Raw genomic sequence first — 23,480 nt, forward strand, 5'->3', positions numbered from 1 at the left:
CGTGGCGGACCGCAGCCGCACGCGCGCCGCCAAGCGGATTCTCAAAGACATCATTTATCCGCACAATATCCACCCGGCGCTGGTGCCTGGCGTGTCCATCGACTCGCAGAAGGTGCGCTACGGCGTGGATAAACCCATCCTCTTTGTCGTGGGTGGCCTCATCATCGCCTTCGTCGTCTGGGGTGTGACCAAGCCGCAACAGGTCTTCGACATCTCGTCTACGGCTCTGACCTGGGTCATGCACAACTTCGGGTGGATCTTCACCACGCTCGCCGCCGGAATCTTGTTCTTCCTGCTCTACCTCGCGGTGTCGAAGTACGGGCGCATCCCGCTTGGCGTCGACGGCGAGGAGGTCGAATACTCGACGGTGAGCTGGGCGGCGATGCTCTTCGGTGCCGGGATCGGCATCGGCATCATCTTCTTCGGTCCGTTCGAGCCGCTCACGTAGTACCTCTCGCCGCGGCCGGGCGCTTATGAGGCGGCATCGGAAGAAGCAATCATGGGTTCGCTCGCCCAAGCTGCCATGCACTGGGGCATCAATGCGTGGGCTATCTACGCCGTGGTCGGCCTCGCCGTCGCGTACGTGTCCTATCGGCGCGGGCGTGTGCCGCTGATGAGCTCCATCCTCATACCGCTGTTCGGTGCGAAATCCACAGACTCGTGGCAGGGCCGCATCATCGATGGTCTGGCTATTATCGCCACGCTCTTCGGCACCGCGGCCTCCCTGGGTATCGGCGCCATGCAGATCTCCCAGGGCGTTACAGTCGTCTCTGGGTGGTCACCGACGGGCAACGCGCTCGCCATCGGCATCATCGTTGTCTTGTCCATTGGCACGATTATCTCCGCCGTGTCCGGCGTGGCTCGCGGCGTGCGCTGGTTGTCTAATATCAACCTGGCACTCGCACTCGTCCTCGCTCTGTTCTTCTTTATTGTCGGCCCTACCGCGTTCCTCGCCAACGTGCTGCCCGCGACGATCATCGAGTACATCTCCAAGTCTCCGGAAATGCTCACCGCGAATATGGGCCAGGGCGAGGACATGCAGGAGTTCCTGTCGAGCTGGACCACCTTCTACTGGGCCTGGTGGGTGTCCTGGTCGCCCTTCGTGGGCGTGTTCGTAGCGAAGATTTCGCGCGGGCGCACCATCCGTCAGTACGTCTTCGGCGTGCTGTTTATCCCGTCGTTTATCATCGTTGCGGCGTTTACCATCCTGGGCGGTACGACCGTGTGGATGCAGCGCACGCAGGGCACCATCGCACCGGATGGCACGGCGGACTCCATGCCGGCTGCACCGGAGATCTTCTTTATCGTGCTCGACCACCTGCCGGGCGCGCAGTTCATCGCACCGGTGGTCGTCGTCATGCTCGCCGTCTTCTTTATTACGACGGCGGACTCCGCGTCCCTGGTGAACTCCCAGCTTTCGCAGCGGGGCAACCCACATCCCAAGAAATGGGTGACCATCTTCTGGGTGGCGTGTATGGCAGGCATCGCCGTCGTTATCCTCGTCGCCGGTGGCCAGCAGGCGCTGCAGGGACTGCAGAACTTCATCACCGTCACGGCGTTGCCGTTCGCGTTCATCATCGTGCTCATGGTCGTCGCCCTCATTCGCGAGCTGCGCTTTGATCCAGCCGTCATTCGCCAGTCTTACGAGGAACACGCACTTGCCAACGCCGTGGTTCAAGGAGTGCGCGAGCACGGCGACGACTTCGCGCTCGCCGTCGAGCCCACCGAGCCCGACTCGGAGTACGCGGCCGGCGCCGATTTCGACTCCACTTCGGAAGAAGCCACCGAGTGGTACGTGCGCACGGACGAAGAAGGCACGCCCATCCCGTACGACTACGAGGAGGGTGAGTACATCTCCGAAGAAGAGGCACGCGAGCGCGGGCACGCGGATATCCAGGACGTTGTGGGTGCGATGGGAGAGGACACCGCCGCGACTGACAACGTCGCGGAGGACGACCCTGGCAACCAGAAGTAGCGCGAAGACAACACTGGCCTTTTGCTAGTGTGACCATCATGAACCCTGTTGTCCCGCCGAATATGAATGCGGTCTCGCCTGCCTTGGTGAAGGTGCGCTACATCGTCAACCTCACGTGGACTGTCCTCTGTGCGGTGGCGTGCGTGGTAGCGGCGTACTTCTGGGGAAAGTGGTGGCATATCGGCACGGCTTTCTTTGCAGTGCTCTTTGTATGGCTGCTGTGGCTCATCCCGGCGCAGGTGCGCAACATGGGATGGCTGGAGACCGAGAATGAGCTGCTCATTACGAAGGGAAAGCTGTGGCATACGTTCACGGTCGTGCCTTATGGCCGCATCCAGTTCGTGGATGTGACCGCGGGGCCCGTGGCGCGGGCCTATGGAATGAAGACGGTGAAGCTGCACACGGCATCGGCAGGCACGGATGCGACAATTAAGGGATTGCCGGCAGAAGAAGCCGACGCCTTGCGCGAGCGGCTGGCAGTCCAAGCACGCGAGAGGATGAGCGGGCTGTGAGCCGTCACGCGCGTGGCCGCATGCCGGTCGACGAGGAGGGTTTCCGCCGCGTCCATCGCCTCACGCCGTTGCTGCGGTTCTGGTCGCTTATCCTGGCCATCGTCGCGATCTTTATCCTCAACTTCAACCTAGAGATGGTCGCGGACTTCGTGACCTACCTGCGCGAAGGCCACTGGCGGGACATGGGGCGCGACTCGCTACTCACCCTCGCAGGCTTTGTCGTGGTGTGCGTCGTCATCTGGTTCGTGAGTGAGCTGTGGTGGCGCAAGCTGGGCTTCAAAATCGACGAGGAAGAGGTATCGCTGCGCCACGGCGTGCTGTCTAAATCCTTCCGTTCGGCGCGCTATGACCGCATCCAGGCCGTCGACGTCGTGGAATCTGTCATTGCCCGCATCTTCGGACTGGCGCAGGTGCGCGTGGAAACAGCGGGCGGCACCGCGTCGGTCATCCAGATTGGGTACCTGCCCAAGCCCGAGGCGGAGGAGGTGCGCCGCGAGGTCTTGTCCCACGTGCATGCGCGCCCCATGGCGGACGGCGGTGCGGTGGCAGAGCCGGAGGACGCGGAGCACTCGGCGGTCCTGCCGGACATTCCCATTGGCCGCACGCTTCTCGCAGAGGCCCTGCGACCCGGCACCCTCGTGATGGTCGCCGTGACTTTCGGCCTGCTCGCGTTACCGGTGGCGAATGCCTCGGTTATCCCCATCATCATTGGTTTCGTACCGTCTGTGTGGAACCTCGTCGACACCTCGTGGCGTTTTAGTGCGCGCCTCGACGCGGACCGTGGCGTCCTCAACGTGAACTATGGTCTAGCGGATAGGCGCCGGCAGGCCATTCGACTTTCTCGCATCCATGGCGTGCGCGTGTCCCAGCCGTGGACGTGGCGGCCTTTTGGCTGGTACGAGGTGCACGTCTCCGTTGCCGGCTATGGCACGGCAGGTGGCAAACAGTCGGGCTCCACGCGCATCGTCCCGGTGGGCACGCGCGAGCAGGCGCTCGCGATGTTCGCGGTGGTCTCGGATCTCTCGCCTGCGGAGATCGACGCCGTAGCCCTGCCAGAAGGCCATACCCAGCCCACGTTTACCTCGCCGCGCCGGGCCTGGTGGGCCTCGCCCATGGACCGTGCGCGCCAGTCGGTGACCCTGCATGAGGGCGTGGCCATCGTCCACCGCGGGTGGCTCACGCGACGCGTCATGGCCGTCGCGTTGCCGCACATCCAGGAGGTCACCTACCAGGCGGGGCCGCTCGCGCAGCTGCTCACGGTGGGCACGGTGCGTTTCGAGCTCGTTAACGGTCCCGTCAAGATGGCCGCCGAAGAGCTCGAGCCTGCCGATGCCGCCCTTCTTATGGAGCGCCTGCGCGCCCGGCGTCTGCCGGAGCTCGCCGCCTTGCCGGAGGCCGGGGACGGGGAGCCAGAAGCCTAAGACGGTGAGCTTTACTCCGGCGTGGATTCGGGCTTGTGCTTGAGGGTGTCCTCCCACGCGCTGATCTTGCGCAGTGACTGGCGGTTCTTCAGCTGCGAGCGGCCGAGGCGGCGAGACACGCGGTCAAGAATGCGAATGGCCTCCGTGATATTCGGTCCTTTGTTGAGCATGACGCACTCGGCGCGCAGCGCGTAGCCCACGTCAGTCATTTCGGCGCGAGAGGGGAGGCCCTTCTTCGCGAGGTTCTCGAGCACCTGGGTAGCGAGGATGACGGGGATATGCGCGGCCTCGGACATCTGCATCATCAAACGTGGGATGTCTACCATGCGCTCGAAGCCGAGCTCCACTGCGAGGTCGCCGCGCGCAATCATGATGCCAAACTTGCGGTGGCGCATACCTGCGAGCAACACGGCAGCTAATTGGTGATAGGCAGGTACGGTCTCGATCTTGAGGACGACGCCGAGATTCTTGGCGTGCGCCGCGGCGTCTTTATCGCCTTCTTTGTCGGCGCGTGCGGCGATGTCTGCGAGCTGGTCGAGAACATGGACGACGTCGCCTGCCGTACGGATGAAGGACACGTTGACGATGTCGGCGTTGCGGGCGACGAACTCGAGTGCCGTGAGGTCTTCCTCGGTGAGGCTGGGAAGCGGAATGAAGGTATCGGGCAGGTTGATGCCTTTGTGCGCCTTGAGATTCGTGCCACCGATTCCTGCGCGGGTCACTTCGAGCACCGCTTCGGTGTCGGTGGAGCCGTCGCCGCAGGGGACTTCGCGGACCTCCTTGACCGTCGCGTCGATAGCGCCGTCATCAAAGAGAACCTGGTGGCCGGGCTCGAGGGCTTCGATGGCCTCGGGCGCGTCGCAGCCGAGGGTCGTGGTCACGCCTTCGGCGCGCTCGTGGACCACGGCAGGGGCAGGATTGGTGGTGAGGATGAGCGTGTCTCCCGCCACTACCTTGATCTTCTGTTCCTGGTGCGCGATACCGCTCACGGTGGTGACCTCACCTTCGTGCAGCAGCAGCGTGGACGCGGCGATGAAGGCACTCTTCTTTCCATGCGCAATAGCCAGCCCATCGGAGCGAATGTGCTCCACGCGGTAGGAGCGGTGCTTGCCGCGATTGTCTTCGAGCGTAATGGTGGAGCCGACGGCGAGTCCCTTGAGCCAGGCGGGGTCGACTTGCAGTGGTGCACCCTCTCGGCCGGGTGTTGTGGGAAGCTCAGGTTGGGGTGTATCGCGTGCGTAGAGGTACAACTTGGCGGGTTCGACGGTCTTTCCGGCTGCATCGCGCGTCACGCGGGCACGGATGACGGCGGGGCCTGGCTCGATATCGCCGGTACGCACCTTGGGACCGGCGAGATCCATGGAGACCAGAATGTCGTGGCCTACCGCATCAGCTGCGGCGTGGACGTTGTCGATCATCTTGGCCCAGGCTTCTTCACCGTCGTGGGCACAGTTGATGCGCGCAAGATCCATTCCGGCCTCAGCAAACTTGAGGACAAGGTCCGGATCATCCGCTGCCTCCGAGGGAAGCGTCACCATGATGCGCGCGTGAGTGTTCTCCTGTGTGGGGCCAAGGAGCTCCGTTGCGTGGTCGTCGAGGATGTCGTCTGCCTTCGCGAAGGCTTCACTGATGGGTTCGAGCGGATACGTAGGACTATCGCCGTTGAAGACGTCGAGTACGTTGTGCGCGGCCTGGAGACGCGCGATGACGTCGGGCTCTGCCGTGGACAGGCGTGTTGCGCCCAGGGATGAAAGGCCAGCTTGGAGATGTGCGACATCGTGGTTGCGCAACTGCGCATAGCGCAACAGGTTCTTTGCTCCTGCTTGGTGGGTGGGGTGCACCTTGGCGATGTCGTCTGCGTATTCCTCCACGGTCTCTTCGAGGGAATCCATGAGGTGAGCGAGGTAGGGACGCAGCTGGGAACGGAGTTCGGACATCGAGTCACTCATGGACAAGCACCACTTTCATTGACGACACAGGACAAAAGAAACCACAACCATCTATTGTGCCTGGAATGGTGCGAGTGCGCAGTGCACGTCGAGGTGGGGCTAGACAGCGCCCTCAAAGCCCAGCTGGCGCCACGCCTCGAAGACGGCGGTCGAGGCGGCGTTCGATAGGTTCATCGAGCGACGCGCGGGCATCATCGGAATGCGGACCTGTTCGGTGATGCGCGGGTGCTCGAGATGTTCCTTGGGCAGGCCGGTGGGCTCGGTGCCAAAGAGGAGCACGTCGCCGTCGCGGTACTCGACATCGGTGAACCACGTGGTGGTGTGCGTGGTAAAGGCAAAGACGCGCGCGCCGGGGAGGGCATCCATGCAGGACTGGAAGTCCTTGTGGATCTGCAGATCTGCCAGGTCGTGGTAGTCGAGGCCAGCGCGTTTTAAGTGCTTGTCATCGAAGTTGAAGCCCAGCGGCTCAATGAGGTGGAGCGTGGCACCGGTGACGGCGGCGGTGCGAATGGCATTGCCCGTATTAGTAGGAATGACGGGGTTATCAAAGACGATGTGCAGCTGGCTCATAGTGCTCAGTCTAGGATGGTGGGCATGAGCGCTACCAAACTAGACGGCACCCTGTACCGCGACGAGATTTTTGCAGACCTGGCCACTCGCGTGGCGAAGCTCAAGGAGCAGGGGGTGACCCCGGGCCTGGCGACGGTCCTCGTGGGCGACAACCCGGGCTCGCATTCCTACGTGAAGATGAAGCACCGTGACTGCGAGCAGCTGGGCATCAACTCTATCCGCAAGGATCTGCCGGAGGAAACCACACAGGAAGAACTCGAAGCTGTCATCGACGAGCTCAACGCGGATCCGAACTGCACGGGCTACATCGTGCAGCTGCCGTTGCCCAAGCACCTTGACGAAAACAAAATCCTCGAGCGCATCGATCCGGCCAAGGATGCCGATGGTCTCCACCCGGTGAACCTGGGCAAGCTGGTTCTCAATGAGCCGGCCCCGCTGCCGTGCACCCCGAACGGCTGCATCCACCTGCTGCGCCGCTACGGCGTGGAGCTTGATGGCGCCAAAGTCGTCGTCATCGGCCGTGGCGTCACGGTCGGCCGCCCGATCGGCCTCATGCTCACCCGCCGCAGTGAGAATTCCACCGTCACGCTGTGCCACACCGGCACGAAGGACCTTGCCGCGGAGACCCGCGAGGCGGACGTCATCATCGCTGCCGCCGGCAAGGCACACATGCTCACCGCGGACATGGTCAAGGAAGGCGCGGCCGTGCTCGACGTCGGAGTCTCCCGCGTCGACGGCAAGCTCGCTGGTGACGTGGCCGAGGACGTCTGGGAGAAGGCCGGTTTCGTCTCCCCGAACCCGGGGGGCGTGGGCCCGCTCACGCGCGCGTTCCTCGTCTACAACATCGTCGAGCGTGCCGAGCAGCTTGCTGCCCAAGCCTAAGAGCGTGCACGGCATGGAGCCACAGCGCGACCAGCACGACCCGCGCCGCTCGGTTGCTCGTTCTGCGTCTGCGCAGACGACTCCGGAGGGGCTGTCCCTGGCTAATCCGCACGACATCGGTCTCAAGGCCTCGCGGCTGCCGAACAGCGTGCAATGGGTGATGATTGGGATCTTCGTCGTGTTGGTGGCGGCATCGGCAGGCTTTGCTGCGTTTGAACACTGGCGGCGTGCGTCCTTTGCGCTGGGTACTGGGCTGCTGTGGCTCACCGTCGTGCGCCTGACCTGCGACTCGGAGCGCGTGGGAATTCTCGCGGTGCGTTCGCGCCGCTTTGACGCCGTCTTTACCGCAGTTTTGGGCGCGGCGATGCTTTTCCTGTCGACGTCGGTGGACGCGCTGGGGAGCTAGTCGTGCTGGGAACGCGCCGTGGTGGCTATCGATAGCAAGTGGGGCCAGATTCAGCCTCAGGTGCGCGAGACGCTCGCGCGTTTCGGCGTGAAGTTCCAGGATCGCGGCAGCGCACGCCGCAGGAAGTGTGAGTGCGGCGTCGGCGATTAGATGTAGTATTCGTCGCCGACGTAGGCCGGGCCGAAGTTCAGACCATCCGGCGCGGAGAGCGTGAGGAAGTTGCGCAGGATGCGGTCCATCTGGCGTGACTCGGTGAGGAAGGCGTCGTGACCGACGGGGGAGACGACCTTCGCCATGGCGAGGAGATTGCCGAGGTTGCGGGAGAGGTGCTCCTGCTGGTGGTAGGGGTACAGAATATCTGTGTCCACGCCGACGACCATCGTGGGGACTTCGCTTTGGGCGAGCGCTTTGATCAGTCCGCCGCGGCCGCGGCCGATGTCGTGGCGGTTGAGGGATTCCGTGAGCGCAACGTAGCTGCCGGCATCGAAGCGATCGATGAGACGAGCGGCCTGGTAGTCCAAGTAGGAGTTCACGGCGAAGCGTTGGTCGTCGCTGCGGTAGGGGCCCAGAGGATTTTCGCCGCGCTGGGGCTGGGCGCCGAAACGCTCGTCGATTTCCTGCTCACCGCGATAGGTCAGGTGCGCGATCCGGCGGGCGGCGGCGAGGCCGTCGCCGGGGACTTTGCCGGTGGAGTAGTAATCGCCGCCGGCCCAATCCGGGTCGCGCACGATGGCGGAAATCTGTGCGGTTTGAATGCCGATCTGCCAGCCGGAGGCACGCGCGGACACGGCGATGACGCAGGCGGCGTCCATCTTTTCGGGATAGAGCAGCGTCCACTCCAGCGTGCGGGCGCCGCCCATGGAGCCGCCGATGACGGCGTGGACGCGGTGAATGCCGAGCGCGTCGAGGAATTGCTTTTCCGCCTGGACTTGATCGCGAATGGAGACTGCCGGGAAGCGTGAGCCCCAGGCGCCGCCGTCTGGGTGTTCGCTGGCGGGGCCGGTAGAGCCCTTGCAGCCGCCGATGACGTTGGTGCATACAACGCACCAGCGCGTGGTGTCGAGCGCCTTGCCAGGTCCAATGAGATCGCCCCACCAGTCCGCCGCGTCGGAGTCGCCAGTGAGCGCGTGCTCGACGAGGAGGACGTTATTGGCGCCATCAGGGTCGCCGGCGAAAGCACCCCAGTGCTGATAGGCAATGGTCGCCGCAGGGATTTCGGCGCCCGCCTCAGTCCGCAGGGTTCCGATATCGGTGAAGGCGAGCTCGCCTTCGAGCGCGAACTTGGGGTACGACATCTAGCGGCGATCCTTTCTGCGGTGGGGCGAATCGATTTCATGGCGAAACCCGGAACGAGTGTCCGGGTGTCTGGTTCAGAGTGTAGATGAACCGCTTGGTCTGTTTTGGTATTAGATTCATGTGCGGTAGCAGCGGCGTGCTGTCGCAACGGAGCGGCGAACGTTGGCGATAACTGGAGCGGATGCTTTTCCTCCCCGGTACTGTCATCACTCTCGTGCCCGCAGGAACGTGCACGCAGGAAGTAGGACGCTTGTGTGAGCGAGAAGGAGTCCTTGCCACGCAATTACTTGCGATTGCAATTGTTGCGTATGCAAGTATACGGTGAGGGTGTGTTCGAAACATATCTGTACCGCCTGGCGCACCATGAGGCGTGGTTGTGGAACCACGTGGATGAGGTGCTGCGTTCAGGCCCTGTGCGCTTGGGAAGCTATATGACGCTGGGGCTTCTTATCGAAGGGGAATGGTCCGTTACCGAGGTGGCGCGGCGCATGGCGACGAGTGTGAGCTCCATGAGCCGGCTGACCGAGAAGCTTGTCGCCGCTGGGCTGGTGGAGCGCCGCGTGGCCGAAAATAACCGGCGCGAACATCGGCTTCGGATCACGGATGCCGGGCGTGAAATCTATGCGCAGGCGCATGCCCTTGTGGAAGCACGGCTCGCGCAGTTGTTAGCTGGGACGACGGTAGACATGGCGGAGCTTTCCAGTGCCCTCGCGCAGGTCCAACATGATGTCGAAGCAGCCGCCCAGTGACCGGATGCGCGTACCCTCGAACGCACACGTTCGTGTTCCCGCTGCGCCAGCGCCCGCTGGTCCCTCATTACACCTGCACTCAAGAAAGGCACCTTCTCCCATGATTGAATGGCGCTCAGTGACCAAAAGGTATGCAGGGGCAGCGTCCGTGGCGGTGGATAATTTCAGCTATACCGTCGCAACCGGAAGTTTCACGGTGCTGTTGGGGTCTTCGGGCTCCGGAAAGTCGACGCTGCTGTCCATGATCAATCGCATGGTCGAGCCAACGCAGGGCACGGTGCTCATCGACGGCGTCGATGTGGCAGGGGAGAACCCCGTGGCGTTGCGACGCCGTATCGGGACGGTGCTGCAAAACGGCGGACTTTTCCCGCACCGGCGCGTCATCGATAATGTCGCGACGGCGGCGCGGCTCAATGGTGCGTCGAAGGCGCAGGCGCGGGCCGCAGCCGCGGAGAAGATGGAACTCGTAGGGCTCGATGCAAGCCTTGCTCAGCGCTATCCAGCGCAGCTGTCCGGTGGTCAAGCACAGCGCGTCGGCGTGGCCCGTGCGCTCTCCGGTGGCGCGGATATTTTGCTCATGGATGAGCCCTTCGGCGCCGTCGACCCCATTCAGCGGCGCGCGCTGCAACACGAGATTGTGGACCTGCACGACCGGCTGGGCACGACAATTGTCTTCGTCACCCACGACGTGGACGAGGCCTTGCTGCTTGCCGATGACATCATCGTTCTCGAGGAGCACGCGCGCATCGCACAGGCCGGCAGCCCGGCGGAGCTTCTCGAGCGTCCCGCGAACGATTTCGTTCGGGACTTCCTCGGTAAGCACCGCGGGCTGCGTCTCGAGGGCGGCCGCGTCGTGGACGCGGATGGGCGTGTGCTGGGAGTTATGGAATAATGCTGTCCACCCTCGCTCCTCATTTGTCTGAGCAGCTTGCCGCGCACTTGAGCTACACGCTGGCTGCGGTGGTGCTCAGCATCGTCGTAGCCCTGCCGCTGGGCTACCTTGGCGCCCGTGCCAAACTGGGCGGCCCGGCTTTGCTCATCCTCGTTGGGCTGCTCTACGCCATCCCGTCGTTGCCGATGTTTATCGTCGTCCCTGCGGTGTTTGGCACAGGCCTGCGCAGCGCGGCGACGATGATCATCGTGCTGAGTATCTACGGCGTCGCCGTGCTCACACGTTTTGCTGCAGACGGCTTTACCAGCGTTGATCCGCTCGTGCGCCGCAGCGCGCGTACCCAAGGAATGACCGCATGGCAGAGCTTTTGGTGCGTGGAACTTCCGCTCGCCATTCCCGTCATTGTCGCGGGCGTGCGTGTCATGGTGGTGAGCACCGTGGGGCTGGTGACTATCGGCACCCTCGTGGGCATCCAGAACCTGGGCATGCTCTTCACGGATGGCTTCCAGCGCGGCATCGCGGCGGAGATCGGACTCGGCATCGCGCTGAGCGTGGCCTTGGCCCTCGTGCTTGATGCGGTAGTGGTGGGCATCGGCAAGCTAGCAACTCCGTGGAGGCGCGCATGAGTCTCTTCGCTGACACCATGGAGTGGTTTTCCTCCGGCGCGCCGATTGCACGGCGGCTCCTTGAGCACCTGGGGCTGAGCACACTGGTCTTGCTCATTGCGGCTATCATCGCCGTGCCCATAGGCCTGTGGGTCGGACACGCGCGCCGTGGCGAGGCCGCCGTTGCCGCCGTGGGAAACCTGGGCCGTTCATTGCCCACGCTGGGCCTTGTCACCCTCCTGGGCTTGGGCCTGGGCATTGGACTGAAGGCGCCGGTGGTCGCGCTGGTCATTGTGGCTATACCGCCGCTGCTTGCTGGCAGCTACTCGGCGATCTCTTCTGTCGATCCCCTCGTGGTCCGCTCTGCGTATTCGCAAGGCATGACCACGCGGCAGGTGCTGAGTCTGGTTGAGATTCCTCTCGGCTGGCCCGTTTTCTTTGGCGCGCTGCGCACCGCCGTCATCCAGGTCGTGGCGACAGCAACGCTCGCGGCCTACGTTGCGGACGTGGGCCTTGGCCGCTTTATCCTCCATGGGCTGAAAGCCAGCGATTATGGGGAGATGATTGGCGGTTCGCTCGTGGTCATCGCGCTAGCGCTCATCCTCGAAGTATTTTTTGAAATCTCTGCAGTTTTTACAGGAAGAAAGAAATAATGAAGAAATCGCTTATCGCTTTGCTTACCGCCTCTGCGGTCACGCTCGCGGGCTGCGGCAGCTCGGAGAACCTGGAAGGTTCCGGCGACTCTGACGCCATCGTGGTCGGCTCGCAGGATTACTACTCCAACGAGATCGTCGCCGCGGCCTACGCACAGGCGCTCGAGGATGCTGGCTACACGGTCGACCGCCAGTTCCGTATTGGCCAGCGCGAGGTCTACATGTCCGAGGTCGAGTCCGGCAACGTCGACGTCTTCCCCGAGTACACCGGCCCGCTGCTCCAGTACTGGGTCAAGGACGCCCCGCAGCGCTCCAGCGAGGATGTCTACGCCGCGCTTTCCGATGCCGCCCCTGAGGGCCTGAAGATTCTCGACCAGGCCGGCGCCACGGACCAGGACGCTTACGCCGTGACGAAGGAGTTCGCGGAGAAGTACAACCTCACCACCGGCGAGGATCTCAAGAACGTCACCGAGCCGCTCACCCTCGGCGCGAACTCTGAAGCGGAGAACCGCCCGAATGGGCCGAAGGGCCTGAAGAAAGCGTACGACGTCGACGCGGGCTTTACCCCGATTGAAGACAGCGGCGGACCGCTGACGGTCAAGGCGCTCAAGGATGGCCAGATTAATATTGCGATCGTCTACACCGCAGATCCTTCGATCGAGGCCAACGGACTGAAGGTAGTGGAAGACAACAAGGAGCTCTTCCTGGCCTCGCACCTTGTACCGGTGGCGAATAAGGATCTGGACGAGGGCGCCCAGGACGTCATCAACAAGGTGAGCGATGCGCTCACCATGGGCGCGTTGCTCGAGATGAATGCGCGCAGTGTCAATGACCACGTCCCCGCCGAGACTATCGCGAAGGAGTGGGTCGAGACTCTCGATCTGTAAGCAACCATTTCGCAGAAATCCCGCCGCTCGCGTTTCCCAGGACGCGAGGGCGGGATTTTTTGTGGCACGCGCGGCCTCCAGGAGGAGTGGCCGCGGAAGAAAGCGGGGCCAGCATGAGCCGGTCGATGCTAGCGTTTGCCGACCGTTGGCCGGTGAGGGGCGGTTAGGCGATGGCCGCGAAGCCCAACTCGAGGTCGGCGAGGATGTCCTTGATGTCCTCGATGCCGACGGACAGGCGAATGGTGGCCTGGTTGATGCCGGCGACGCGCAGGCCCTCTGCGTCCGACTGGGAGTGTGTGGTGGTGGCCGGGTGGACGACAAGCGAGTGGGTGTCGCCGATGTTGGCCAGGTCAGAGTGCAGCTTCAGGGCGTCGATGAAAGCCCATGCGACCTCCTTGGCGTCGCGCTCGCCCGGGTCGATGTCGAAGGAAAGGACGGAGCCGGTGTAGGCGGCACCGATCTTTTCCTTGACCGCCTTGTACGGGGAGTCCGCGAGGCCCGCGTAGTTGACCTTGGCGACCTTGTCGTGGCCAGCGAGGTACTCGGCGACGGCCTGAGCGTTCTCGTTGTGCTTGCGCACGCGCAGGGAGAGGGTCTCCAGGCCGGTGAGGGTGAGCCAGGCGTTGAATGGGGAGGCGGCCGCGCCGGTGTCGCGTAGCAGACCCGCACGAGCCTTGAGGGCGAAGGCCGGGGCGCCGAGCTCGGCGTACTTGAGGCCGTGGTAAGCCTCATCCGGTTCCACGAAGTAGGGGAAGACCGGCTTGCCGTCGCGCTCGACGGTCCAGTCGAACTTACCGCCGTCGACGAGGATGCCTCCCACGGCGGAACCGGAGCCGGAGTAGAACTTCGTGGTGGAGGCGACGACGACGTCGGCGCCGAGCTCCAGCGGGCGAACGAGCGCCGCGGTGGCGATCGTGTTGTCGACGATGAGCGGAACCTGGTGCTTGTGAGCGACCTCGGCGACGGCCGGAATATCGAGGACGTCAGCGATGGGGTTGCCGAAGGTCTCACCGTAGAAAGCCTTGGTATTCGGCTGGACGGCCTTCTCCCACTCGGCCGGGTCATCCGGGTTCTCGAGGAGGGTGACGTCGATGCCTAGGCGCTTCAAGGTGACGGCGAACAGGGTGGTGGTGCCACCGTAGAGGCGCGCGGAGGAGACGATGTGGTCGCCGGCGGAAGCGACGTTGAGGATGGCGGCGGTCTCAGCGGCCTGGCCGGACGCGAAAGCCACGGCGGCGACGCCGCCTTCCAGGGCTGCGATGCGGCGCTCGAGGGCGTCCACCGTCGGGTTGGTCAGGCGGGTGTAAATCGGGCCTGCATCCGAGAGGCTAAAGCGAGCGGCAGCGTGCTCGGCGCTGTCGAAGACGTAGGATGTCGTCTGGTAAATCGGAATATTGCGCGAGTTCGTCGAGCCATCCAGATCCTGCCCTACGTGGAGGGCACGGGTTTCGATGGACCAGTCGGCGAAGTTGGTGTTGTCATATTTCGTAGTCATGCCAGAAACACTAGACCAAGCTGTCCAAACTTGGCCAAGGATTTCAGGAGAACCGCGCATTTCACCCGGTGGAGGTGTGAATAAAATTAGACCGAGCGGTAAATAGATGCGTTCGATCTAGGGCTTCGCAGGGGGCGGGGTGAAGGTATGTTGACAGGGTGGAGCCGCATGGAGGTGCGGCCGGCGTGGGCCGTGGTCTAGCGACCTGAGTGGCCTAAGTGGCCTTACTTAGCGGTGGAGTTTTTCTTACGGTTCTGGATGAGGTACCAGACGCCCAGGATGGCACCGAAGAGGATGAGCGCCGAGGCGACGAAGACGACGGCGACGAGCATGGTCTCGTGCGGGTCGTTGAGGAAGATCATGGACACGATGGCTGCGAAGAAAATGGCGGCAAAGAGGGTGATAACCCAGTTGCGCTTGGTGTGCTCTGCGAAGTTCATGTTCTAAATAATACGGGTTTTTCGGTTTAATTCAATATTGCGGTAGTACGGTATGAAAAGTTCCCCACACGGCCAAGAGTGCTTAAAATCACGTAATGAAGTCTATTGCTTCAATAGTGAAGTCAAATGATCCGGGAATTGTCGTAAAAATTGCAGCGAGTGAGAGTGGTACGACTGCGCCTTTCGTGGATTTAATGGTCAATCCGGCCGTACGGTAAGGTGCGGTCTACTCATTTCGGTTGACTTCATTTGTGGCGCACGGGGGTCCGCCCTCTATTTAAAACTGGTTTTCCCGTTCATAATCAATCGTGGTGGACCTCGTCCTTGGGGCCCATGAATATCTCTCATGCACCGCACTCTCGCTTGTTTCGTGTACATCCGTTTGAGTACGACACTTTGAGCACAACGCTCTGAGTACAACGCTCTGAGTACACCTCTGTATCTCAACTGTGTGCACGGCGGCGTGATAGCGGTGTTCACTATCTGAATCGACAGGAAGATACATGTCAATCACCACTAGCAGCGAAGACCGGTCTAAGCCGGTACTGAAGCTGAGTAGCGTGTGGGTGCAGGGTGTCGCTCTCGTCATGATCTTTGGCTTCTTGGTCATGGGTTTCTTGGCGTATCGCACCTACAACGCCTCAATGCCCCTGCCCGACAAAATCGTGTCGCAGTCGACCGGCGAGACCATCCTGACTAAGGAAGAGATCCTCAACGGCCAGGCTCTGTACCAGGCTCGTGGTCTGCAGCAGTATGGCTCTGTCATGGGCCACGGCGCGTACCTCGGCCCCGACTACACTGCAGAGTACCTGCGCATGGCGGCCGACAAGGCACGCGAACTCAATGATCAGAACGGCTACCCGGACTTCATTGATGAGAATGCAACGCCGGAACAGGCCGTCATCGACGAGTTCCGTACCAACCGTTACAACGAGGACACCAAGGTTCTCGAGTGGACGGACAACCAGATTGCTGCCTTTGAGTCCAACAAGGCCTATTACGCCAAGTACTTCGGCGAGGATTCCCATGAAAAGGGCCTTCCTTCCGAGTTCATCACCGATGACAAGCAGATCAACAACCTGGTCGGTTTCTTTGGCTGGACCGCGTGGGCCTCGGCCGCTGAGCGTCCGGGCCACGATTACTCCTACACCAACAACTGGCCTGCTGAGCCGCGTGTGGATAACGGCCCGACCGCTGACCTCGTCGTGTGGTCTGTGCTCTCGCTCATCGCGCTCATCGGCGGCACCGGCCTCATCTTCGCCATCTACGGCCGCTGGTCCAAGTCCATCGGCTGGCACGCAGAAGAGGCTCCGAACCTTGACTTCACTCAGCCGAGCGAGGTGGGTCTGACCAAGTCCCAGAAGGTTGTCGCCTGGTTCGTCCTCGTCATCGTCTTACTCTTCCTCATCCAAGCCCTCCTAGGCGCGGCCTCGCAGCATTACCGAACCGAGCTCACTGGCTTCTTCGGCATCCCGTTGCAGGAGATCCTCCCGTACAACGTGTCGCGTACCTGGCACCTGCAGCTGTCCCTGCTGTGGACCGCAGGTGGTTTGCTTGCCGCCGGTATCTTCATTGCATCCTTCGTGGGCAAGAAGGAACCGAAGGGCCAGCACTGGCTCGTGTGGTTCCTGCTCGGCGCGATCGCCTTTGTTGTCTTCGGCTCGATGGCCTTCGAGTGGCTGTCCACCATGGGCTACATCAAGGAAGGCACGCTGTTTTCTCAGCAGTGGGAGTTCCTTGACCTGCCTCGCTTCTTCCAGGTGCTCCTCACCGTGGGCATGTTCGTGTGGATCTTCATCCTCTTCCGCCAGCTGCGTGGCCGTTTGAAGACTGAGAACAAATCCAACATGCCGTGGATGTTCTTCTACGCCGGCATTGCCATCCCGGCGTTCTACGCCGTGGGTAACTTGGCTGGCTCGGAGACGCACATCTCCGTCGCCGAGTTCTGGCGCTTCTGGGTCGTCCACCTCTGGGTGGAGGACTTCCTTGAGCTGTTCACCACCGTGATGGTGGCCTACGTCTTCGTCCTCCTGGGCGTCATTCGCGAAAAGATCGCCCTGGGCATTATCTTCCTCGACATCATCCTGTACTCCACGGGTGGCGTCCTGGGTACCATGCACCACCTGTACTTCTCCGGTACGCCGGTCGAACACATGGCTCTCGGTGCCTTCTTCTCCGCAGCCGAGGTCGTCCCGCTGACCTTGCTTACCGTAGAGGCCTGGACCTTCATGCAGCTCGGTTCCCGTCAGCGTGCCTCAGGCGAGCGTCCGTTCCCGCACCGCTGGGCCGTCATGTTCCTGGTTGCCGTGGGCTTCTGGAACTTCCTGGGCGCCGGTATCTTCGGCTTCCTGGTCAACCTGCCTATCGTCTCCTACTACGAAATCGGTACGGCGCTTACCGCCAACCACGCGCACGGCGCCATGATGGGTGTCTATGGCTTCCTGGCCCTCGGCCTGTCTGCCTTCGCCCTGCGCTACCTCATCCCCAAGGACAAGTGGTCAGATAAGGCCATGGCATGGTCCTTCTGGCTCACCAACCTGGGTCTGCTGTGGATGGTTGTCATTTCCCTTCTGCCGCTCGGCATCATGCAGCTCTACGAGTCTGTTGCTTCCGGGTATGTCGAGGCACGCTCCCTGGGCTACATCACGGAGCCGGGCAACTTCATCATGGAGTGGCTGCGTATGCCGGGTGACGTCATGTTCCTTGCCGGTATCTTCCCGTTCCTGTGGATGGCGCTCAAGGGCGTGCTCTACAACAAGGAGATCCCCACCATCGAGGAGCACCCGACCGATCCGCTCTTTAGCATCATCGCTCCGGATGACGATGACCACGCCGGTGAGATTCCGGTCGGCTCCTCCGTGGGCCTGGTCTCTGGTGGCAAGGGCCGTGTCGACGATCGTCGCCGCGTGGCTGGCCGGAAGTACGGCTACATCGACGAGCGCGGTGCGTTCGTTGAGGAAGTCGATCCGGATTCCGGTCGCGGCGACTCGGCGGCCTCCGGTCCGCAGGATCCGAAGTTCGATTCCCGCACGAAGTGGGGCGGCACCTACGGGTCCGACAAGCGTAACGGTGCTGACGGCACCGACGCTGATAAGAAGTAAAAGAAAGGCAAGCGAACATTCGTTATGGACGCACCTGGAATCTTTACCGTCCTCGCGGCGGCCTATGGTCTCTTTCTCGTCGCGGTGGCGTGGGGCTTCGACCTTATGGCGAAGCAGACCGCGAACCGCACGATGAGTAATCAGGCGGGCACGTTCCGTTATCTCGAGGAACACGATGCCTGGCAGTGCCCCGAGGATCAGTGGCTGTGGCCATCGAGCTTCGATCCGGAAAACCGCGTCATGCGCTACCGCGCAAACCCGACGGTGTGTAATACCTGCCCCGTCAAGGACGCCTGCACGGTCTCGCACCATGGCCGCGAGGTCACCCGTCAGCTCGATCCGTGGCCGCACTCGGATTCCGGGCGTTTCCATCGCGGTATCGCTCTGGGAGTCGCTGCGATGGCATACCTGTTGCCGCTGTGCTCGATGATCACCAACCACTCGCTCTCGGAGATTCTCATCTCCGTCGGCACCCTCATCGTCATCACGGGCCTCGGCGTGTACCCGTTGGCTCGCCATCTGTGGAATACGCCGTCGAACGCACCGAAGATTGTGGTGCCGGAGATGAGTAACCGCGAAGCCGAGCTGTCTGCGCAGATTGACCGCTTCAGCTCGAAGTACGGAAATAGTACGCGGACGCGTTATGGCTCGGATCGCCGCAAGGAAAAGGAAGCAAGTTAAATGTCAGCATTCGTCTTTTGGCCGATCGTGATCGGCATTATTATCGCGCTCATTATCGTGTTCTTGATGTATTCCCTGAAGGTCATCAAGCAATACGAGCGCGGTGTGGCGTTCCGCTTTGGCCATTTGCGTCCGCTCCTGCAGCCGGGCTTGCACTTCATGTGGCCGGGAATCGACAAGCTTGAGCGCGTTGATCAGCGTGTGGTGACGCTGACCATCCCGCCGCAGGAAATCATCACCAAGGACAACGTCTCCGTGCGCGTCAACGCCGTGGTCATGTTCGAGGTGACGGACGCTGAAAAGGCCGTCCTGCAGGTCGAAAACTACGCCGTCGCGACCTCCCAGATCGCCCAAACCACCCTGCGTACCCTGCTGGGTCGTGCGGACCTCGATGATCTCCTTGCTCACCGCGAGGAACTCAATGAGGACCTGGCCACTATCATTAACGGCCAGACCGAACGTTGGGGCGTTATCACCCGCATCGTGGAGATCAAGGACGTGGAAATTCCTGAGATGATGCAGCGCGCCCTGGCCCGCGAGGCGGAGGCCGAGCGTGAGCGTCGCGCAAAGGTCATTTCCGCGCACGGCGAACTTCAGTCCTCGCGTGAGCTGCGTGAGGCCGCTGAGGAGCTGGGCAAGGCTCCGGCCGCGCTGCAGCTGCGCTACCTCCAGACCGTCCTCGACCTGGGCGCAGACCAGAACTCGACCATCGTGTTCCCGCTGCCCATCGACATCATGGGCGGCTTCATGGAAAACCTGGGCACCTTCTCCAAGGGCTTCCAGGACTTCAACAAGAACATGTCGCAGCTCTCCGGCAAGACCGAGACTGCACAGTCTGAGAAAGAGTCTTAGAACGCACCTGAGAAGGAGCTACGCGGTGTAACTCCGCAGACACCAACGCCGGCCCGTCCCATCACATGATGGGGCGGGCCGGCGTCGTGTATGAGTGCCTAGAACTCGACGGTCTCACCGGTCTCGACACGCTGGTATCCGGGCACGCCCACCTTGCCCAGCATGCCGTCAGTAATCGCCTTGCCGCCGGGGGAGAGCACCGCGTCGTGGATGGGGATGGTCACGCGTGCGCCAACCTTGACTGCGTAGTCTGCGGCCTCGGACCCCTTGACCCACGGCGCCGCAATCGGCAGGAGGAGTACCTCAACGGGCAAAGGACACTCGACGTATTCGTCGCCCGGATGGAGCAAGCCATCCATGTAATATCCCAGGTTCTCTGGCCGTGGCAGTGACGGGTGGATCTCTGCGTGCTGGCCACCAAAGACGCGAATGTGCTGGCCCAAAATGTCGAACTCCGAGTCACGCTGCACCACCGTGTCTTCCGCGCGGTCACCCAAAGCCGCGATAGCTTCGGCCGTGCCCCACACCGGCAGGCCGGAGTCGCGCACCGCGTCGACGTTGAGGTGGTCCGGGTGCGCGTGCGTGAGTAGCACCGCGTCCGCGGACTTCAGGCACGCCGGGTCGGTGAGTGAACCCGGGTCGATAACGATGGTGCCCTCAGGCGCGTCGATGGCGATGGCGGAGTGGCCGAGCATGGTGAGCTTCATGCGTCCCAGCCTAGCTGCGCCACACGACGCGCCGTTGAGGTTTATCCGAACGTGAACGAAAACAGCTCCACGCCCGGGGTCACCGCCAGATGGAGCGTGCCCTCTCGGGCCGCGTCCCCGCGCAGGAGGTCAATCGTCCCGTCCTCGGTAACCGGAATCTCCTGAGTCGTGTCGCCATCGGACACTGTGATGGTCCCGCGCCCTGCAACGACCACCTGGACCCACGCCGCGTGGTAGGCCAGATCCACCGTCGCGTCGCGGCCCGCGGTAATCGGCTGACCCGCCAGCGTCCACTCGCCACCCAGCGCGTAGCTCCCCTGCCGCGGCGTCACCGCCGTGAAGGAATGCGTGCCATCGACATACTCGGCCGCCGGGTTGTCGAAATACCGCGCGCGGTCGGTGCCCAGGTACGTTTCCGGATTGCGGTCGGCTGCACCCACGGCGGCCTCAGTGCTCTCGACCGGCGTGGGTAGGCGTACCTGCGGGTCGCGTTCCTGCAATAAAGAACGAATCTGGTGCTCTGTCTCCGCGTAGTCGCCCTCGCCCGCGTGGCTGCCGCGCAGTTGCCCTTGCGCGTCGACGAGGTAATGCGCCGGCCAGTATTGGTTGCCGAAGGCACGCCACGTCGCGAAGTCATTGTCCTGCGCGACGGGGTAGGCAATGTTTTGCTCCGCGGCCGCGCGGCGCACGTTGGCGGCCTCGCGCTCAAACGGGTATTCCGGCGCGTGGATGCCCACGACCTCAAAGCCGTAGTCCTTGTACGTGTCGTAGAGCTTCGCGATATGGACGTTGTTGCGCTGGCAATTGATGCAGGCATACGCCCAAAAATCGATGAGCGTCACCTTGCCATTCGTGCGCGGGTCCACGGGTGTATCCGTGTTGAACCAGCCGGTGAGCCCGACAAATTCCGGGACCGGACCTGAGCTTGCCGATGCCGCCTGTACCCCGGGTTGGCTGAGACTTGGCAGCGTGTGCTGGAGCCAGGCCGGCGCGCCCGTGGCGATCGCACCCGCCATGGCGATGACGAGGAAGCCCGAGGTGAGGCGCACGCCGCGCTGATGTGACTGGAAGAAGCTCACGCGCCGGCCGATCTGCTCACCGCCGAGTGCAAAGACGAGCAGCGGCACGGCCACACCTACGGCAAAGGACAAACACAGCACGAGGATATGGGCGTCGACGTGGCCCGTGGCGCCCGCCACGCTGATGGCGGCGAGGACCGGCCCGGCGCAAGGAACAAAGACGACGCCGAGCGCGAGCCCCACGAGGAACCCGCCCTTGTCGCGAACCTTGGCCTGCAACCCGCCGGCCTTCGGCAGCTTGAGAAACGGCCACTCGAGGAGTTCCTGGACCTTGGGGAAGATCATGCCCAGTCCCACGAGTACGAGGAGCCCCAGGCCCACCTTCCATACGAGGTCACCGGGCAGATGCAGGGCGTTGAGCGCCGTCGTGGCAAAGAGCGTGACGGCGGTAAAGCTCGTGACGAGGCCTGCGATGATGAGCCACGGCCGCGCTCGTGAGCGCTCCTCGCCAGGCGCGCCGCTCACGGCCAGCACGAGCGGGAGAATAGGCAGGATACAGGGGGAGATGCCGGTGATGAGCCCTCCGGCAAGCCCCACTGCAAGGGTGGTGAGCGTAGTCGAGACCATGATGGTTCCCTTCTCTCAGACGGTTCTTTCGTGCGGTCTGCCCTTTATTCGGCGCCGACCCCCATTGCGGATGGCACGAAAAAAGCTTTCGTCAATTCCAATCCGCCCCAGCCGCGTGCTCCGAATGAGTTCACGTAAGGCCGCGCACCCCGCACGGCAGAACCCGTTACCTCTAAAGGAGAACACTCATGAAGATCAAACTCGTCGCCGCCGCTGCCACGCTCGCGCTCACTGCCACTGGCTTGGCTGCCTGCAATGACACGAAGAACGCTCCGGCGACGGAGACTCCCTCGATGGTTCCGTCCGATGCCATGATGTCGGACTCCATGCAGCCGTCGGATTCGATGATGTCTGATGAGATGAAGCCGTCAGACGCTATGATGACCGACGAGATGATGACCGAAGCGCCTATGTCCGGCTCGATGTCACACTAAAATGTCCGCTCCCGTCCTCGAGGGGAAGGTAAGATCAACGTCCGTGTCGATAATGTCTCCCGATAAGCTAGCTCGGCTCAACGGCTTGCTCGTTGCGTCTGCGTCGGGGGATACGCATGCCTTTTCCGAGTTCTACGACGCACTGGCACCGCTCGTCTATGGCGTGACGCTCCACGTTCTGCGCAATCCGGCTCTTGCTGAGGAAGTCGCCCAAGACGTCTTCGTCGAGGTGTGGTCTCAGGCCGCACACTTCGATCCGGCGCGGGGTTCGGCACGCACCTGGGTGGGGCGCATCGCCCATGGCCGCGCGGTGGATCGGCTGCGCTCGCATATCGCGAGCGTCGAACGGGATGACCGCGAGGCCACGCTCCGCGCGGCGCTGCGGGGTGATGACGTGGAAACAGACGCGCTTGACCGGGTGGAGTCGCAGCGTCTGCGCGCCGCCGTCGCCGCTATTGGTGAACCCCACAGCACGGCGGTGGAGCTGGCCTTCTTCGGTGGCCTCACCCACGCCGAGCTGGCAGAATCAACGGGAGTACCGCTGGGCACCGCAAAGACGCGCGTGCGCGATGGCGTCCGCAAGCTTAAGGCACTGATGGCGAGGGAGGAACGATGAGTAATACGCGTGAATTCGACGACGCGAGCTTTGAGGACTTCCTCGACTCCGTGCCCGAGGTCGAGCCACCGGCCCGGCTGAAAGACGCCGTCTTCGAGCGCCTCGAGCGCACACCACAGGAGCCGACCACTGTGGTTGCCGGGGGCGGTAACGACAGTGGCAGCGGTGACGGCAGTGGTGAGGGCGGCGTTATCGACCTCGACGCGCGGCGCCGGCGTCCCTGGTTCGCGGTGGTCGCCGCGGCGCTCGTTCTCGTCATCGGTGGCGTGACCGTCGCGCAGTTCCTTCCGGCTGGCGAGGACACGCAGCTGGCCCAAGACGCACCGGCCCCGGAAAGCCCTGGCGAGAAGGAAATGCACGCCATCATGAGCGCGGAGGATCTGCGCAGCGCCGATGCCGAAGCCGAAGGCGCACGCCTCCAGATTGTGTCTTCCGAGGACATGGGCAAAGCCGGCGCGATGGTCGACGGCGAGCCGGACCTAGACGTTGGCATGGGCGCGCAGGTGTGGGCCGTGTCGAGCACTGGCGAGATGAGCTCCGCCGGCGTCATCGGGCAGGACCCGCACGACGGCGTGTGGATGCCTTTCGACGGTGACGTCACCAAGGTGCTCGTCACTGAAGAGCCCATGGCTGGCAGCGAGGAGCCCTCTGGACGCACGCTCGCGTCGGTGACGCTCAACGCTTAAGCCGCGCGCGGGGCAGCTGGTATGT

At 62.8% G+C, this 23,480-nt stretch carries 23 protein-coding genes and 1 pseudogene; 17 read left to right on the forward strand and 7 right to left on the reverse strand.

Annotation, left to right across the window (positions count from 1 at the left end):
* The first annotated feature begins 1 nt into the window (after nt 1).
* From ABJ196_RS06000 to ABJ196_RS06010, 3 genes and pseudogenes are all read left to right on the forward strand, one after another.
* Nucleotides 2-1,975 (forward strand): annotated as a pseudogene (locus ABJ196_RS06000) (BCCT family transporter).
* A 62-nt stretch (nt 1,976-2,037) separates the two neighbouring features.
* Complete coding sequence (locus tag ABJ196_RS06005; RefSeq protein WP_257053422.1) at nt 2,038-2,487, forward strand: PH domain-containing protein; 450 nt, start codon at nt 2,038-2,040, stop codon at nt 2,485-2,487.
* Nucleotides 2,484-3,908, forward strand: coding sequence for a PH domain-containing protein (locus ABJ196_RS06010; protein ID WP_347305640.1), 1,425 nt, complete (start codon nt 2,484-2,486; stop codon nt 3,906-3,908). The genes ABJ196_RS06005 and ABJ196_RS06010 overlap by 4 nt, the downstream gene beginning before the upstream one ends.
* Before the next feature lie 11 nt (nt 3,909-3,919).
* Here ABJ196_RS06010 and ABJ196_RS06015 read toward each other — a convergent pair whose 3' ends face one another.
* Both ABJ196_RS06015 and ABJ196_RS06020 read right to left on the reverse strand, forming a co-directional pair.
* The gene (locus tag ABJ196_RS06015) at nt 3,920-5,857 is read right to left on the reverse strand and encodes a pyruvate kinase (RefSeq protein ID WP_347305641.1); all 1,938 of its coding nucleotides are present in this window, start codon (nt 5,855-5,857) and stop codon (nt 3,920-3,922) included.
* 99 nt (nt 5,858-5,956) lie between these two features.
* Nucleotides 5,957-6,427 carry a tRNA (cytidine(34)-2'-O)-methyltransferase gene (locus tag ABJ196_RS06020; protein WP_257071894.1) on the reverse strand — a complete coding sequence of 157 codons (471 nt, stop codon included), beginning with the start codon at nt 6,425-6,427 and terminating at the stop codon, nt 5,957-5,959.
* 24 nt (nt 6,428-6,451) lie between these two features.
* Between ABJ196_RS06020 and ABJ196_RS06025 the strand changes: the two genes are divergently transcribed.
* Nucleotides 6,452-7,309, forward strand: coding sequence for a bifunctional methylenetetrahydrofolate dehydrogenase/methenyltetrahydrofolate cyclohydrolase (locus tag ABJ196_RS06025; protein WP_257068967.1), 858 nt, complete (start codon nt 6,452-6,454; stop codon nt 7,307-7,309).
* Nucleotides 7,310-7,400: 91 nt separating this feature from the next.
* Nucleotides 7,401-7,715: a DUF3017 domain-containing protein gene (locus ABJ196_RS06030; protein ID WP_257069051.1), complete on the forward strand. Its 315-nt coding sequence runs from the start codon at nt 7,401-7,403 to the stop codon at nt 7,713-7,715.
* A 146-nt stretch (nt 7,716-7,861) separates the two neighbouring features.
* Here ABJ196_RS06030 and ABJ196_RS06035 read toward each other — a convergent pair whose 3' ends face one another.
* Nucleotides 7,862-9,010: a homoserine O-acetyltransferase gene (locus ABJ196_RS06035; protein ID WP_347305642.1), complete on the reverse strand. Its 1,149-nt coding sequence runs from the start codon at nt 9,008-9,010 to the stop codon at nt 7,862-7,864.
* Between the two features lie 255 nt (nt 9,011-9,265).
* Here ABJ196_RS06035 and ABJ196_RS06040 point away from each other — a divergent pair, with 255 nt between their 5' ends.
* The 5 genes from ABJ196_RS06040 to ABJ196_RS06060 all read left to right on the forward strand — a co-directional run bounded on the left by ABJ196_RS06040 (nt 9,266) and on the right by ABJ196_RS06060 (nt 12,797).
* Nucleotides 9,266-9,760, forward strand: a complete 495-nt coding sequence (locus ABJ196_RS06040) for a MarR family transcriptional regulator (protein ID WP_347305643.1) — start codon at nt 9,266-9,268, stop codon at nt 9,758-9,760.
* 154 nt (nt 9,761-9,914) lie between these two features.
* On the forward strand, nt 9,915-10,652 hold the full coding sequence (locus ABJ196_RS06045; RefSeq protein WP_347305644.1) for an ATP-binding cassette domain-containing protein: 738 nt from the start codon (nt 9,915-9,917) through the stop codon (nt 10,650-10,652).
* The gene (locus ABJ196_RS06050) at nt 10,652-11,278 is read left to right on the forward strand and encodes an ABC transporter permease subunit (RefSeq protein ID WP_347305645.1); all 627 of its coding nucleotides are present in this window, start codon (nt 10,652-10,654) and stop codon (nt 11,276-11,278) included. Before ABJ196_RS06045 ends, ABJ196_RS06050 begins: the two co-directional genes overlap by 1 nt.
* Nucleotides 11,275-11,910: an ABC transporter permease subunit gene (locus ABJ196_RS06055; protein ID WP_347305646.1), complete on the forward strand. Its 636-nt coding sequence runs from the start codon at nt 11,275-11,277 to the stop codon at nt 11,908-11,910. The genes ABJ196_RS06050 and ABJ196_RS06055 overlap by 4 nt, the downstream gene beginning before the upstream one ends.
* Nucleotides 11,910-12,797, forward strand: a complete 888-nt coding sequence (locus ABJ196_RS06060; protein ID WP_347305647.1) for an ABC transporter substrate-binding protein — start codon at nt 11,910-11,912, stop codon at nt 12,795-12,797. The genes ABJ196_RS06055 and ABJ196_RS06060 overlap by 1 nt, the downstream gene beginning before the upstream one ends.
* 163 nt (nt 12,798-12,960) lie before the next feature.
* Here the strand turns inward: ABJ196_RS06060 and ABJ196_RS06065 are convergent, their stop codons facing one another.
* Together ABJ196_RS06065 and ABJ196_RS06070 are read right to left on the reverse strand one after the other, a co-directional pair.
* The gene (locus ABJ196_RS06065) at nt 12,961-14,292 is read right to left on the reverse strand and encodes an O-acetylhomoserine/O-acetylserine sulfhydrylase (RefSeq protein WP_347305648.1); all 1,332 of its coding nucleotides are present in this window, start codon (nt 14,290-14,292) and stop codon (nt 12,961-12,963) included.
* A 224-nt stretch (nt 14,293-14,516) separates the two neighbouring features.
* The gene (locus ABJ196_RS06070; protein ID WP_257045595.1) at nt 14,517-14,732 is read right to left on the reverse strand and encodes a hypothetical protein; all 216 of its coding nucleotides are present in this window, start codon (nt 14,730-14,732) and stop codon (nt 14,517-14,519) included.
* A 95-nt stretch (nt 14,733-14,827) separates the two neighbouring features.
* On the opposite strand from ABJ196_RS06070, the gene ABJ196_RS06075 reads away from it, so the two are divergent.
* From ABJ196_RS06075 to ABJ196_RS06090, 4 genes are all read left to right on the forward strand, one after another.
* Nucleotides 14,828-14,950: a hypothetical protein gene (locus tag ABJ196_RS06075; protein ID WP_347305649.1), complete on the forward strand. Its 123-nt coding sequence runs from the start codon at nt 14,828-14,830 to the stop codon at nt 14,948-14,950.
* 285 nt (nt 14,951-15,235) lie between these two features.
* The gene (locus tag ABJ196_RS06080; protein WP_347305650.1) at nt 15,236-17,833 is read left to right on the forward strand and encodes a nitric-oxide reductase large subunit; all 2,598 of its coding nucleotides are present in this window, start codon (nt 15,236-15,238) and stop codon (nt 17,831-17,833) included.
* Between the two features lie 24 nt (nt 17,834-17,857).
* Nucleotides 17,858-18,514: a hypothetical protein gene (locus ABJ196_RS06085; protein ID WP_066510784.1), complete on the forward strand. Its 657-nt coding sequence runs from the start codon at nt 17,858-17,860 to the stop codon at nt 18,512-18,514.
* On the forward strand, nt 18,515-19,366 hold the full coding sequence (locus ABJ196_RS06090) for an SPFH domain-containing protein (protein WP_066484875.1): 852 nt from the start codon (nt 18,515-18,517) through the stop codon (nt 19,364-19,366).
* 98 nt (nt 19,367-19,464) lie between these two features.
* Here ABJ196_RS06090 and ABJ196_RS06095 read toward each other — a convergent pair whose 3' ends face one another.
* Nucleotides 19,465-20,073, reverse strand: coding sequence for an MBL fold metallo-hydrolase (locus ABJ196_RS06095; RefSeq protein WP_066510792.1), 609 nt, complete (start codon nt 20,071-20,073; stop codon nt 19,465-19,467).
* A gap of 41 nt (nt 20,074-20,114) precedes the next feature.
* Nucleotides 20,115-21,719 (reverse strand): cytochrome c biogenesis protein CcdA, encoded by a 1,605-nt coding sequence (locus ABJ196_RS06100; RefSeq protein WP_347305651.1) that lies wholly within the window; start codon nt 21,717-21,719, stop codon nt 20,115-20,117.
* Nucleotides 21,720-21,907: 188 nt separating this feature from the next.
* On the opposite strand from ABJ196_RS06100, the gene ABJ196_RS06105 reads away from it, so the two are divergent.
* The 3 genes from ABJ196_RS06105 to ABJ196_RS06115 are packed head-to-tail and all read left to right on the forward strand — an operon-like array spanning nt 21,908 to nt 23,455.
* The gene (locus tag ABJ196_RS06105; RefSeq protein WP_347305652.1) at nt 21,908-22,153 is read left to right on the forward strand and encodes a hypothetical protein; all 246 of its coding nucleotides are present in this window, start codon (nt 21,908-21,910) and stop codon (nt 22,151-22,153) included.
* Nucleotides 22,154-22,205: 52 nt separating this feature from the next.
* Nucleotides 22,206-22,769, forward strand: coding sequence for a sigma-70 family RNA polymerase sigma factor (locus ABJ196_RS06110; RefSeq protein ID WP_347305688.1), 564 nt, complete (start codon nt 22,206-22,208; stop codon nt 22,767-22,769).
* On the forward strand, nt 22,766-23,455 hold the full coding sequence (locus ABJ196_RS06115) for an anti-sigma factor (protein WP_347305653.1): 690 nt from the start codon (nt 22,766-22,768) through the stop codon (nt 23,453-23,455). Before ABJ196_RS06110 ends, ABJ196_RS06115 begins: the two co-directional genes overlap by 4 nt.
* The last annotated feature ends 25 nt before the right edge of the window (nt 23,456-23,480 follow it).

Origin of the sequence: Corynebacterium sp. SA-MJD20WY100 (assembly GCF_039822565.1) — a bacterium.
Taxonomy (GTDB): domain Bacteria; phylum Actinomycetota; class Actinomycetes; order Mycobacteriales; family Mycobacteriaceae; genus Corynebacterium; species Corynebacterium phoceense_A.